Genomic DNA, 14754 nt, shown 5'->3' with positions numbered 1-14754 from the left:
TATCAAATCTAATTTTCTATTTGACTTATTGTATATTTTTGATAAAATAAAAATGTAAACGGTTGTTTTATTTAGTTTATTATTTTATATAATAATTTCATTTATAAAATATCCCTTGAATTTAATTATTCTATTTGTTACCTCTTGATATTTTATAATGAGATCAGTTATATGATATTTTTGTCGAGTATACATACCAGGAGATATAGATGGAGATTTATTAATCGTCCGAATCTTAACTAACATAATTCACACATATTAACGGCATAATATTTTATAATAAACTAATTTGGAGTTAATAGAAAAAGCATTCTCTAACCTTTTGAGAATAGCAAAACCGTTCCTAATAGCATAAATCGCTATTTATTAACCTTGGTTGTTAAAATTTTTTAACAATAAACTTTTAATTTAATGCTGAAACTTTCTAGTTTCGGCAAACTACAAAATAACTAATTTACCCTAAATTTTTTATTTTGTGTTCATTTAACGAGAGTAGCCCCCAAAAGGCTACTTTTGTTTTATAAGAATATAAAAAGAACTCAAATTCTATTTGAATTTGAGTTCTTAGTATTATTAGTCTATTTCAGATACTTTTAAGAAGTTTGTAGAACCTACATTACTTCTTGAAGTGTTTACTGGGATACCACCAGTGATTACGATAGCATCACCTTTTTTAGCATATCCAGATTCTTTAGCGATTTCTTTTGCTGTGTCTAACATTTCGTCAGTTGATTTAACTTGAGCAGATACTTTAGCATCTACACCCCAAACTAAACTTAATCCTCGAGCAACTTTTTCACTTGGAGTTACAGCTAAGATAGCTGCGTTTGGACGGTATTTAGAAATTAATCTAGCAGTTATTCCAGACTCAGTGTAAGTTACGATAGTATGTAAGTCTAAGTTTAATGCAGTATATCCTACAGATACACCAATTGCATTTGTAATATCTTTAGATACAATTTTTCTTGAACGATCTTTTAAGATACGAGAATAGTCTTGTGTTTCCTCTGTACGTTTAGCGATTGTTGCCATAGTACGAACAGATTCGATTGGGTATTCACCAGCTGCTGATTCTCCTGATAACATGATTGCATCAGTTCCATCATAGATAGCGTTAGCTACGTCTGATACTTCCGCACGTGTTGGACGTGGGTTTTTTTGCATAGAATCTAACATTTGAGTAGCTGTAATTACGAATTTCCCAGCTGCGTTACATTTAGCAATGATATTTTTTTGCATGATTGGTACTTCTTCAGCTGGCACCTCAACTCCAAGGTCACCACGCGCAATCATAATACCATCTGATACTTCGATAATAGCATCGATATTGTCGATAGCTTCTTGACATTCGATTTTAGGAACGATTTGAACGTGTTCGCATCCTTCTTCTTTAAGAATACGTCTAACTTCTAGTACGTTTTCTTTAGTACGAACGAATGATGCAGCAACGAAGTCGATATCATTTTTACATCCGAAACGAATATCTTCTTCATCTTTTGGAGTAATCCCTGGTAATTTTGTAGAAACACCTGGTACGTTAACTCCTTTTTTGTTTTTAAGTACTCCACCATTTTGGATAGTTGTATAGATTAATCCAGCTGCAGTATCTACACTTTTAACTGTTAATCCGATTAATCCATCATCAAGAAGAATAGTATCACCAGCTTTAACATCATTTACTAATTCTCCATATGTGATAGAGAATTTTTCTGGTGTTCCTAGAACTTCTGACATAGATACAATAACATCTTTTCCTGTTTCTAAGATGATTGCATCATTTTCCATATTGTGAGTTCTGATTTCTGGTCCTTTTGTATCTAAAAGGATAGCTAAGTTAGTTCCTGTTTCTTCTCTAACTTCTTTAATAGTTTGGATACGAGCTCCATGTTCAGAATAGTCACCGTGTGAGAAGTTAAGACGACAAACGTTCATTCCTAACTCTACCATTTCTGTAAGTCTTTCTTTAGTTTCAGATTTAGGTCCAATAGTACAAATTATTTTAGTTTTTTTCTGTATCATAATATTAATTTACCTCATAATTTTATCGTTAATATATATTCTAACTTATTTTCAATATGTTTTCAAACATTTTTTCAAATTTTCAACGTTTACAAACAAAGAAAACGTTTTTAGATTGAAAGTTGTTTAGAAACTTCGTAGATTGATAAATCGACATTGTGCACATCGCTAAATACATCTTCGAATTTAGTACTTACAAGTTTGTTATTTTGAATACCTACTGCACGTCCAGATTCACCTGCGATTAGTAATTGAACTGCGTAGTTACCAAAACGTGATGCTAATACTCTATCTTGTGCTGTTGGAGTTCCACCACGTTGGATATGACCAAGAATAGTTGCACGTACTTCTTCACCTGTTAATTCTTTTAATTTAGCCGCTAACTCTTGTCCACCCATTACACCTTCTGCAAGAACGATGATTGAGTGTTTTTTACCACGACTTTCACCTGCTTTAATACGAGCTACTACTTCATCAAGATCTTCTTTTTTCTCTGGGATAAGAAGACTTTCACTTCCTCCAGCGATACCAGCATACAACGCTAAGTCACCAGCATTACGCCCCATAACCTCAATAATAAATGCACGTTCATGACTTGATGCTGTATCACGCACTTTGTCAATAGCATCTACTATTGTATTTAAGGCAGTATCGAAACCGATAGTGTAGTCTGTACAACAAATATCGTTATCGATTGTTCCTGGCACACCGATTGTTTTAATGTCCATCTCGTTACTTAAAGCCATAGCTCCACGATATGAACCATCTCCACCGATTACTACTAATCCATCAATACCTAAGTCTTCTAAGTTTTTAATAGCTACTTTTCTTACTTCTGGATTAGCAAATTCTGGTAAACGAGCTGAATAAAGCATTGTTCCACCACGGTTAATGATGTTACCTACATCACCTACCTCTAATTTCTTGATGTTATTTTCTACTAGTCCTTTATATCCCTGAAATACTCCATATACTTCCAAACCATTGAAGATTGCTGTTCTTACTACGGCACGCACAGCTGCATTCATTCCAGGTGCATCTCCACCACTTGTTAAAACTGCGATTTTTTTCATGTAGTTTTACCTTCCTCTGTTTTTATTTAGATTAATATTTTTAAATTTACTTAACAACAATACCATATTTTAACTATTTTTTCTAGTCAAAACACGGTATTGTTTGTTTTTTGTTCATATTTTTTCTTATTTATCCTTATATGCTAGTTTTAAAGGCTTTTCAGGTAGATTTTCCAAAAATTTATGAACAAATTCCTGTTCATTTTTTATATACACTGTTTTAGCCTGCGTTGAGTTATTACTACGCAACATAACCACCTTAACAGCTGATTTATCAGTAATATAACTAGAAATCAGCTGAGAAATCGATTCATCGATGACAGTATAAATAATTTTTATATTTTTCAGACAAAAATTATTATAATTTTTTAAACTAGCAAACTTTTCAAGTATGTATTGTTCCCTATTATTTCTTACTTGTTTTTTCAAAGTCATCACTACAAACTCTCCGACCTTTATAAAAGTATTTGCGTATTTATAAACACTAGGAAACACCGTTACATCATAATCATTTTTACCATCATTAACAGTTAAAAATGCCATGTAGTCTCCATTTTTTGTTTTTATTTCTTTCTTCGTAATAACTTCTACATAACTATCCGTTACATCTCGACCAATATATTGCAGTGGAAGATACGAGTATTTTTCTTTTTCCACTTGAACAGGGTGTTTTAAGAAATATGTACCTGTAACTTCTTTTTCCATTTGGATTCTTTCGGTAATAGAATAGTCCTCAACTTCTTCTACTTTTAAAGTTAGACCTGTTTCTGCGGATAATGCTACTCTAACGTTGTTTATATATTGGCGATTATCTTCATAATAATCTTTAACTTTTTTCATAAGCGTTGCGCGATTATAACCAAAAGTATCTAACGCTCCTGCTTTTACTAAAGAAGCTGCCGCTTGATAATCAACTTTTTTATTCATTCTTTTTAGGAAATCATCAATATCCAAGTACTTACCAAAGTTCAAGCGATCTTGAACTATTTCATAACTACTGCGGTACCCAACATTTTTAATAGCCGTTAGCGCGAAGACTATGTCTTGTTTATAAACACTAAAATCACTTAAACTAACATTAACATCAGGTTTTATCAATTTAATTCCTAAATTATTAAGCTCTTGTTTATACTCATTTATTTTTTTCTCACTACTAATAACGTTATTAAGCAACGCAGTCATAAAGTACTTAGTATAATAAACTTTCAAATAAGCTAAGCGGTACGCAAGCATACTATAAACAACCGCGTGACTCTTATTAAATCCATAGTTAGCGAATGTAACGATAAGGTCAAATAAACTCTTAGCCACATTACGGTCATAACCAGCAGCTACACTTTTTTCTATGAAAATTCGTCCATAATACTCCAAATCTTCTTTTTTCTTTTTACTAACAGCTCGCCTCATATTATCCGCTTCGTTAAGTGACATATGAGCAAAATTCACCGCTATAAGCATGATTTGTTCCTGATAAACAATTACACCATATGTATCTTTAAGAATTTTTTCAAGATTAGGATGAGGATAATTTACCTTCTCTTCCCCATGTTTTCTTCGAATATAAGTTTCTATTTGCGCCATAGGTCCTGGACGATATAAAGCATTCATCGCGACAATATCATTGAACTCCGTTGGTTTAAGAAGGCGTAGTTTTTCCTTCATTCCACTAGATTCAAATTGGAAAATACCTTCTGTTCTACCTTCCGCAAATAGATTATATACTTTTGGATCTTTATAATTTATCCTAGTAATATCAAACTCTGAATTTTCCTTTTTAATCTGTTCAACAATACTAGATACCATCGTTAAATATCTAATTCCAAGAAAATCTATTTTTAGTAATCCAACACTCTCGACATCATCCATTGTCCACTGCGTTAAATATTTAGTCATATTAGATTCAGCAAGAGGTGCATATTTCACAAGAGGATTATTATCACTTATTACAACCCCTGCAGCGTGAACAGACGGGTTTTTCGGAAGACTTTCTAAACTCAGCGCTATACTAAACCAACGGCGATTTATAGTACTCTCATTAACAAAATTACGTAGTGACTCAGAACTTTCATAACACTCTTTCAATGTCCTTGTAGAACTAATATTACTACTAATAAACTTTAAGGCATTATCATCAAACTGCAGAATTCTCGCAGATTCTCTCGCAGCACTTTTAGATTGAAACGTTGTAAATGTAATAATCTGCGCTACTTTATCTTCACCATATTTTTCTTCTACATATTTAATAACTTCGTCACGGCGTGTATCCTGAAAGTCTATATCAATATCCGGCATAGAAATACGCTCTTTATTTAGAAATCTTTCAAATAGTAAATTATATTCTAGAGGATCTGCTTCTGTGATATTTAATAAATAACAAACTAAACTTCCTGCTGCACTACCACGTCCAGCCCCTACTAAAATCCCGTTAGTTTTGGCATACTTAACAAAATCATAAACTATTAAGAAATAGTCATTAAAGCCCATTTCATCGATGATTTTAAGTTCATACTCATAGCGTTTTTTATACTTGTATAAATCTTTACCAAATAATTTTTCTTTCGCACCCTTTTGAACTAAATAACGCAGATAGTCTCTTGATGAGAAATTTTGGAATACATCTTCATCTTTTCCATACTTATATTTAGGTAGATGGTATCCTTTAAATTCTAGATTGTATCGACATTTATCAATGACTTCTGCTTGTTTAACTAGAGCTTTTTCTAACATTGATTTCAATAATGGATTATCAACATTTAGTAAATTCTTAAAATCTTCTTGAGTTCTTACAAATTTACTACCAGTAGTCGTAGTTAATTCAGTAATATTAAGTTTGGCATTGTCCCTAATTGCACGACTTACAATTACTTGTTGGTATTGGTCATTATTTAAATAAAAACTTGGTTTTGTATAAACTACATTTTCATAATATTGATAAAGACTAGCATCAAACTTTTCATTAAATCCAAAATAAAAATCAAAACCTTTTAACACATCATTTAAGTAGCTAAACTCCATACTATCTCGAAGTTCATCAATAACAATAATTACAAAATCTTCTTTAGATTTTTTTAGTTCTTCGACAAATTTTTCAATAGACCATTCTACTTTATTTTCTATCATTGTTGATATTTCCAACAAACGATAAAACATTTCGGTATTTTTACATAGTATATTAAATTTTAGAAAACTAATGCCATAACCTAACTTTATCTCTAAACCGTGCACTAAATCAATATCAAACTTTTTAGCGATTTTATGAGCTTTAATAGCACCATAAAGAGTTGGATCTGTAATAACTACAGTATCTTGCCCGTCTTTTTTCAACTTACTAAATAACTCAGTATATTTGATTGTACTATTTAATAAATCATAAGCACTATGCACTTGCAAATTGTAATAAGTCATAATTCTCCTCCTTTCTTCAATAATTAACTATATAATATATCATTATATCATTTTGTTGCCTTAAGTTAAAATACTTATATTTTTAACTCTGATCTCCAAAACAATCCCCTATAAAAGTTTTATAATAATCTAGATTTTTTCCTACTTCATCTAGTTTATTTTCCAAAGCTTGTATTGCTTTCCCACTCATATTTTCTGTTCCTATATGACCTTTTACATATGTTATTTCTTTTTGAATTTTTTCAACTAATTGTTTCACTACTTTTTGACTATTTACTATTTCATCTAAATCAAAAGCTTTATAGACACCTTCCTCTATAATTTTCTTTAAACTTGGTTGAAGGGCAGCTAAGTTATTTTTTGTGCTATCAATTGCCGTTATTGTATTTTCTATTCGACCTTTTTTAGATGTGATTTTCTCTCTAGCTCCAGAAATATTAGTTACCACTGCTTCTGGATATAACCTTTTGAATTCTCCCCAATATCTTCTTTTTGTTTTAGAGCCTTTTTCACCGTCTTCAGTATACTTTTCCTCTACTTCAACAGTCATTGGATAATTCCCTTCAATTTTTGCCATTCTACTTTCTACATTATCTACATATGTTAACCAGTTGTTTAACCCTTTTGAAATAGTATCTAGGCTTCTACTTGTTACTTCTGTTACTTTACTAGCATATTCTTTACTACGCTTTTCTACTTGTTTATCAAACGCCTGTATTACCCCACTCACATCATCGAATATTCCATCTCTTTCTAGATACGCTTTGTAACTAGTTGGCATAGACCTAACTGTATTACTCCCTACAAAAACACCGTTACTTATTCTTCCTTCAATCCACTTATCTTGCGCCTCAAAATTTACAGCCAAACCTTGTGTTAATTCTCCAGTGTTTTGTAGTAATTTCCCTAGCTCTTCAGCGTTAGCTTTAGCCACTTTTAGAACCTGAGTTAAAGACTGGCTTATCCCGTCCTCTTTTCCTGTTCTTAACCCATCTCCCTCAAATGTTTTTTTACTCTCTTCTAATAGATGTTTTGTCCCGTTTTCTACTTCTTGCCATGATTTCAGTATTGTTGGTTTTCCTTTAAAGAAATTAGAAATATCTTTCGATTCTTCCTTTATACTTTGATTTAATAATGGCTCTACTGCATCCCTTAGTAAAGATAACTCTTGATTAAATGGATGAGGAATTAAGACTGCTCCATGAAGCAAAGGCTTTTCATTATGTCCAAATTGTTCCATCTTAAGTTCGTGGTAGTTTTGTAATTCACTTAAAAAATCTTTATTTTTTATTATTTCTCCTACTGAATCTCTTAAATTATCTAGCACCAATGGTACTTGAGCATTATTGATTTCCTCTTTTATTTTTTCACTAACTTGCTCTTTTCTTTTATTGAAGTCTGCTTCGACACTATTGTTTTTTTCTATACATAAATTAGTTATTCTTATTATTTCTTCTAAGTCTGATATTACACTTGTTTTAATATTATTACTTAATGTTTTAAGTACATCAGGGTTTAATTGAATTTTTCCACCTGCTGTGATTTCCACACTGTCACTTAAAAGATTTTTGGTAGTAAGATTCAGCGAAGCTAAATTTATATCAACATTCCCATCACCATCTATATCTATTTTTGTTTTAGAATAAAACAATGGTTTAGTTAAGTTTTCTATTTCCTCCTGTGATTTTTCAGAGTTTAATATATCTAATATACTATGAATTTTACCATTTTTTAAAGTGTATAGTATTCCTATGTATTTCCCATTAAGAAACTCAGCTCCATGAGTTAACCAATCGTATTGTGACCTTATAGTTACTATTTGTCCTGTGAATGTTTTTACTGAATTTTCTATTTTGCGTTCTTCTGACTCATCCCCAAGAAGATCTAACACACTATTTTTAAAAAATTCCATGGGATAGGCTATCGCATCTTTTAGTCTTACTCCAAATCTACTCAATAACATATCCATTGCATTTTCTTTGACTAATACCGCTGCCTTTGCAGCCAATTGCCTTAAGGGTACATATAAAGGGGCTGGATTATAGATAATTGTTTTTTGAACATTATATTGTAATGCAACCCTCTGAGCAACATTCCCTCCTAAGCTATGTCCTGTAAGTATTATATTGTCTCCGTATTTTTCTCTAATTTTTTCATAAAATTCATACGCTGGTTCATAATGTGTAGAGCCCAATCCAAAACCAATTTCCCCTACATCAGATTTTATTACATCTTTATAAAATTCTTTCCATCCTGATTCTAAATTAGTCCCTGTATAAGATAAGATTATTTCTCCTGTATCTTTATCTCTAAAAGCCGTTGCACTAGTACCTGTTTTTTCGTCGTAAGTGTCTTCTAAATATTCTAGTTTTTCTGGGTATTGAAGATTATAATTATCTTTGACATATGATTCTATTTCATCAGAAGGTTTCCTTTTAATTCTTGCCTTTTCAAATTCATATGATAAATCAGAGGCATATAATGTACTATTCTTCATATTTATTCTCCTTTTTTTCTATGATTCTTTCAAGAAATGTCAACCCATCTTTGTTTATTTCTATAACATAAAAATAATTCTTTTGACCATCTGCACCTCCTATTCTTATATTCTGATTCTCATCTTTCACACCTAAATAATCAGCTATTTCTTTATTTTTGTAGCCATAAGTAATTTCATACCTTCCAGTTTCATAACTATAATCTTTATCAATCACTTGTAATTTACCCAGTATGCTCTTATTTAACTGTATTTTTTGAAATAAAAAATAATTTCTAGGCAATATTTCTTCTGTCAATTCAGGATTGGCTAATACTAAGTTTTGCCCCTTTTTATACTCTACCTCACTTTCCTTTTCCACTATCTTTTCATACGGATCCGACTTTAATAGCGTTTTACTCACTTTACCTTTTATTACCTTATTTTCCTTTTCTCCCTCAACTTCAATATATAATCTATATTTCTTTCCGTTTTCTTCAAACAATCTTGTTTGGGATATTATAAATCCATTAGGAAATTTTTCAAATAAATCCTCCAAATTCTCTGTTGGGTATACTCTTTCTATATCTGACACTTTATTTTCTATCCATGTTCTACTTCCTTTTCTTGCACAACCCACATTCATTACTAATATACCTCCTACTAATATTATACTTACCTTTTTTAATACATTTTTAAATATTTTTAGCGATTTATTTTCTTTTTTCATCTTAACAACCTCCTTTAGATAGATCGTTTTCCCTATTATACCATAGTTTTGCTCATTACTAATAATTAAGAAATAAAAAATAATACTTTTAATCATTATTTTTCATTTTTATCTCTTCGCTTTCTACCATTTTATTTTACTTACAATACAACTCACTATTCTATCTTGTCGATTTCATCAACTTTATATTCGTTAATATGCCTACTTAGTAAACTTTGGATAAAAAACAGTAATTAATAATGCTATTTCTTATTCAGCATCATCCTTTTTTGTCTTCTTTTTCTTCAACGACTTTTTCAAAAAAATCAAATTTTTTAGATTCACCTTTAATTAAAATTGTATGGAAATAGGCTTTGTCTTTCTCACTATAATACCCACTTACATCTAAAATTATTTTATCACTATTTAAATCTAAATAACTATTTATTTCATTATTATTAATACTATATTTTATACTATATCTATCAGTTGCAGAAGTATATACTTTATTTTTAACTCCTAACTGTTTAAATATATCCTTATTTAATTTTAATTTTTGAAATAAAAAATAGTTTCTAGGCAACAATTCCTCTGTTAACTCAGGCTTTGCCAATACTAAATTCTGTCCTTTTTTATATTCAACTTCACTTTATTTTTCCACTATCTCCTTATAAGGTTCTGTCTCTACTCGCACCTTTTTTATCTTTCCAATTATTTTTCTAGTAGCTTTATTCCCCTTCATATCCAAATTTATCATATATGACACCCCATTCTCTTTAAAAACCTTTGATTGACTTATAATAAAGCCATTGGGAAACTTCTCAAATAAGTCTTCAGCATTTTCCGTTGGATACACTCTTTCTATATCTGATATTTGCTCTTCAATCCAAACTATATTTCCTTTTCTTGCACAACCCACATTCATTATTAACATACAACCTAATAATATTATACTTGCCTTTTTTAATATATTTTTCATCTTATCTACCAATTACTTTTCTTACATTATATCTATATTAGTTTCTTTTTTATTATACCATAGTTTTACTCTTTACCGATAACTAGATAAAAAAATAAGACCTACTAAGTCTTATTCCTCATTCTTTATATCTTCCTTACTATTTGATATTATTTCATAATAATTTATATTATTTTCCTTGTTTTCTATTTTGAGGCTATATTTATATGAATCCTTTGCGGATAAATCTACTCCTCCTAAATCTACTTTTAACTCCGTTTTTCTATCTATATTAAAATAGTTCGAAATCTCACTATCGATAACATTATATTTTATGTCAAATACTCCTGTCTCAAAGGAATATTCTTTATTTATAAATCTCCAGTTATTAAGAACCTCTTTATTTAATTTAATTTTTTGAAATATAAAATAATTTCTAGGTAACAAGTCTTCTGTTAGTTCTGGTTTATCTAAAACTAATCCCTTACTTTTCACGTACTCTACATTACTTTTCTCAATTAGAGTACTTTCAAACGGTTCACTTTTTACCTTATACTTTTCTATATTTCCTTTTATTGTTTTATTTTCTTTATCACCTTTAAGCTCTAGAACATAATTATAACCTTCATTTTTATCATCTCCGTCTACTAATCTAATTTGACTAATATAAAAGCCGTCAGAGAATTTTTCAAATAAATCTTCTAAGTTCTCTGTTGGATATACTTTTTCCATATTCTCTACTTTTCTTTCAACCCAAGCTCTACTTCCTTTTCTTGCACAACCCACATTCATTACTAACATACAACCTACTAATATTATGCTTGCTTTTTTTAATGTATTTCTCATCGTACCCACCAACTATTCTTTATATTCATTCTCCTTTTTTTCTATAACCCTTTCAAGAAGAGTCAATCTATCTTTACGTACTTCTATATAGTGAACATAATTCTTTATACCATCTCCACCTCCTATTCCTATATTCTGATTCTCATCTTTCACACCTAAATAATCAGCTATTTCTTTATTTTTGTAGCTATAAGTAATATCATACCTTCCAGTTTCATAACTATAACCTTTATCAATCACTTGTAATTTACCTAGTATTCTCTTATTTAACTGTATTTTTTGAAATAAAAAGTAGTTTCTAGGTAATAATTCTTCTGTCAACTCAGGCTTTGCCAATACTAAATTATCTCCCTTTTTATACTCTACTTCACTTTCCTTTTCTATAGTTTCTTTATATAGATTTGACTGTAATAACGTTTTACTCACTTTACCTTTTATTACCTTATTTTCCTTTTTACCCTCAACTTCTATAAATAAGCTATATCTCTTTCCATTTTCATCAAACAATCTTGTTTGGGTTATTATAAAACCATTAGGAAATTTTTCAAATAAATCATCTAGATTCTCTGTTGGATACACTCTTTCTATATCTGATATCTGATTCTCTATCCAAGCTCTACTTCCTTTTCTTGTATTTCCTATATATACTAGTAATGCCGCTACTACTAGCACTACAGCTGCTATTTTTGATATCTTTTTCATTTTTCACACTCTTTTTCTCTTAACTTGTATCATTTATCCCTTAAATTTAAACATTAATTATTCTCTCTTCTGTCAAATCTTCCTTATCCTCTGAAATTAATTCATGATAATTTATACTTTTATTATTTGCTAATATTTTAACACCATGTTTATAAGGATTATATGTAGTTCTTTCTATACCACTTATCCTTATTGTTGCACCATTTACTTTTCCTCCAAAGTAGTTATTAACAACAGTATCATTAATTTTATAAGTTATTCCATAGCCTCCATTTCCAGGCGTATAATCTTTATTTTCAAACTCTAACTTACCAAGTATATCCTTGTTAAGCTTTAATTTTTGAAACAGAAAATAGTTTCTAGGCAATAATTCTTCTGTTAGCTCAGGTTTAGCTAATACTAAATTTTCTCCCTTTTTATACTCTACTTCACTTTCCTTTTCCACTGTTTCTTTATATGGCTCAGATTGCAGTAGCACTTTACTTACTTTACCAGTTATCTTTTTAGTATCTTTATCTCCCTTCATTACCAAATCTATACTGTAGCTTTTTCCATTTTCTTCAAACAATCTTGTTTGGGATATTATAAAGCCATTAGGAAACTTTTCAAATAAAACCTCCAAATTCTCTGTTGGATACACTCTTTCTATATCTGACACTTTATTTTCTATCCATGTTCTACTTCCTTTTCTTGTACTTCCTATATATACTAGTAATACTACTAGCACTACAATTGCTATTTTTGATATCTTTCTCATCTCTATCCTTTATAGTATATTCTCTTTATTTCCGAAATGTTTTTCGGTTGTTCAACTTTCGCTATTACTATTTCTCCTCCATAATGACTAGATAAAGTTATATCTCCACCTATATTATTTTCACTTAATAAAATTCTATATCTAGAATTAATCTCTACAGTAATACCCCAAATTTGAGTAGAAGTATTTTTACTAAATTGTAAAAACTCAATTGTTTTTATTTCTTCACCATCTACCATTTTAATATTATTTACTATAAATCTCGCTACTCTATCTTGTTCAATTTCATCGACTTTATCTTCCTTACTACATCCACTTAATAAACTTATGATTAAAAAACCAATAATAATTAATACTATCTTCTTCATTTACTATCACCCTCATTATTTTCTCCTTCTTCAACAATTTTTTCATAGAAATCTCTATTTTTATCACTTACTGAAATTGTATGAAAATACGTCTTATCTTGCTCATTATATTCTCCGCTTACTCCTAATTTTATTTGTTCATTATTTAAATTAAAGTAATCATTTATCTCATTATTAGTAATCTTATACTTTATAGTATATCTCCCAGTTGCATGAGTATATAAATTTTTTTTCAACTTCTAACTGTTTAAATATATCCTTATTTAATTTTAATTTTTGAAATAGAAAATAGTTTCTAGGCAATAATTCTTCTGTCAACTCAGGTTTAGCTAATACTAAATTCTGCCCTTTTTTATATTCAACTTCACTTTCCTTTTCTATTATCTCTTTATATGGTTCTTTTTTTATTCGAGATTTACTAACTTTTCCTACTATTTTTTTAGTATTTTTATCTCCTACCATTTCTAGGTCTATACTGTACTCCTGCCCATTCTCTTCAAAAACCCTTGTCTGACTTACTCTAAAACCGTTGGGGAATTTCTCAAACAAATCTTCAGCATCCTCTGTTGGATATACCCTTTCTATATCTGATATTTGTTTTTCCACCCATGCTCTACTTCCTTTTCTTGCACAACCAACATTCATTACTAACATACAACCTAATAATATTATACTTGCCTTTTTTAATATGTTTCTCATAGTACCTACCATTACTTTTCTTAATTATATCTATATTAGTTTCTTTTTTATTATACCATAGTTTTACTCTTTATCACTAATTAACAAAAAAAGAATGACCTTAATTAAAAGTTCATCCTTTTCCACATTTTTATCCACAAATTGAATCGTCTTCTGCGCTACAACCCATGTTTTCACCTAATTTTTTAGTGTCACTATTGAAGTAGCGGTATATTCTTTCTTTATCATCACCCATAAAATATATCGGGTTAAAATCTCTACTATTTAAACTACCATCTTCATTTAACATTTCATCACATATAACCCTACGTTCTATAGTAGCTATAAAGTTAGTGTAATCACCGTGTTCTACTATATGCTCTACACGACACTCAATATTTAGTAAACACTCATCTAATAATGGAGCATCAACCTTTTCACCTAAATCATATGTAATATCTGCCATACCAATCTTATTTTGACCTGAGTGGAATCCTGCCATCTCAACTTTATTTAGGATTTCTTGGCATGGAATGTTTAAAGTAAACTCTCCATATTTTTTTATATTCGTTACTGCATTGCTTTTACTTGCTAAACCTATAGTTAATGTATTACCTAATGAGTATGATGAACTCATAGTAGTAACATTATATTTCCACTTACTATCTTTATACCCTATTAATACAACAGGAAATCCATAGTATAGTTTCTTTGTATTCATCTCTGTTTTCATAAATTATATTCCTTTTTTATTTTCTCTTTT

General features: G+C 29.9%; 14 protein-coding genes. All 14 read right to left on the bottom strand.

The features are described from left to right. Window positions 1-573 precede the first annotated feature (573 nt). Complete coding sequence (gene pyk, locus T369_RS0104785; protein ID WP_031552468.1) at window positions 574-2019, bottom strand: pyruvate kinase; 1446 nt, start codon at window positions 2017-2019, stop codon at window positions 574-576. A gap of 110 nt (window positions 2020-2129) precedes the next feature. Continuing rightward, window positions 2130-3092, bottom strand: a complete 963-nt coding sequence (gene pfkA, locus T369_RS0104780; protein ID WP_006364610.1) for a 6-phosphofructokinase — start codon at window positions 3090-3092, stop codon at window positions 2130-2132. Between the two features lie 126 nt (window positions 3093-3218). Next, complete coding sequence (locus T369_RS0104775; RefSeq protein ID WP_031552465.1) at window positions 3219-6497, bottom strand: DNA polymerase III subunit alpha; 3279 nt, start codon at window positions 6495-6497, stop codon at window positions 3219-3221. Window positions 6498-6579: 82 nt separating this feature from the next. Next, the gene (locus T369_RS08965; protein ID WP_051618971.1) at window positions 6580-8994 is read right to left on the bottom strand and encodes an SA1320 family protein; all 2415 of its coding nucleotides are present in this window, start codon (window positions 8992-8994) and stop codon (window positions 6580-6582) included. Beyond that, complete coding sequence (locus T369_RS0104765; protein ID WP_051618970.1) at window positions 8984-9703, bottom strand: hypothetical protein; 720 nt, start codon at window positions 9701-9703, stop codon at window positions 8984-8986. Before T369_RS0104765 ends, T369_RS08965 begins: the two co-directional genes overlap by 11 nt. Window positions 9704-9962: 259 nt before the next feature. Beyond that, window positions 9963-10295: a hypothetical protein gene (locus T369_RS0104760; protein WP_155835429.1), complete on the bottom strand. Its 333-nt coding sequence runs from the start codon at window positions 10293-10295 to the stop codon at window positions 9963-9965. A gap of 36 nt (window positions 10296-10331) precedes the next feature. Continuing rightward, a complete protein-coding gene (locus T369_RS0104755) occupies window positions 10332-10661 on the bottom strand; it encodes a hypothetical protein (protein WP_031552454.1) in 330 nt (109 codons plus the stop codon). A 111-nt stretch (window positions 10662-10772) separates the two neighbouring features. Beyond that, a complete protein-coding gene (locus tag T369_RS0104750; RefSeq protein WP_031552441.1) occupies window positions 10773-11486 on the bottom strand; it encodes a hypothetical protein in 714 nt (237 codons plus the stop codon). Window positions 11487-11498: 12 nt separating this feature from the next. Continuing rightward, window positions 11499-12188, bottom strand: a complete 690-nt coding sequence (locus tag T369_RS0104745; protein ID WP_051618969.1) for a hypothetical protein — start codon at window positions 12186-12188, stop codon at window positions 11499-11501. Between the two features lie 46 nt (window positions 12189-12234). Then, window positions 12235-12945 (bottom strand): hypothetical protein, encoded by a 711-nt coding sequence (locus T369_RS0104740; protein WP_051618968.1) that lies wholly within the window; start codon window positions 12943-12945, stop codon window positions 12235-12237. Window positions 12946-12947: 2 nt separating this feature from the next. After that, window positions 12948-13313, bottom strand: coding sequence for a hypothetical protein (locus T369_RS0104735; protein ID WP_031552432.1), 366 nt, complete (start codon window positions 13311-13313; stop codon window positions 12948-12950). After that, window positions 13310-13549: a hypothetical protein gene (locus tag T369_RS0104730; RefSeq protein WP_031552429.1), complete on the bottom strand. Its 240-nt coding sequence runs from the start codon at window positions 13547-13549 to the stop codon at window positions 13310-13312. The genes T369_RS0104735 and T369_RS0104730 overlap by 4 nt, the downstream gene beginning before the upstream one ends. After that, complete coding sequence (locus T369_RS0104725) at window positions 13497-14012, bottom strand: hypothetical protein (RefSeq protein WP_031552426.1); 516 nt, start codon at window positions 14010-14012, stop codon at window positions 13497-13499. The genes T369_RS0104730 and T369_RS0104725 overlap by 53 nt, the downstream gene beginning before the upstream one ends. A 130-nt stretch (window positions 14013-14142) precedes the next feature. Further along, on the bottom strand, window positions 14143-14724 hold the full coding sequence (locus T369_RS0104720) for a flavin reductase family protein (RefSeq protein WP_031552423.1): 582 nt from the start codon (window positions 14722-14724) through the stop codon (window positions 14143-14145). Window positions 14725-14754: the final 30 nt, after the last annotated feature.

The organism is Gemella sanguinis ATCC 700632, from assembly GCF_000701685.1.
GTDB classification, from domain to species: domain Bacteria; phylum Bacillota; class Bacilli; order Staphylococcales; family Gemellaceae; genus Gemella; species Gemella sanguinis.
Note: the sequence above shows the minus strand (reverse complement) of the source record. Positions and strands in the feature narration are given on the sequence as shown.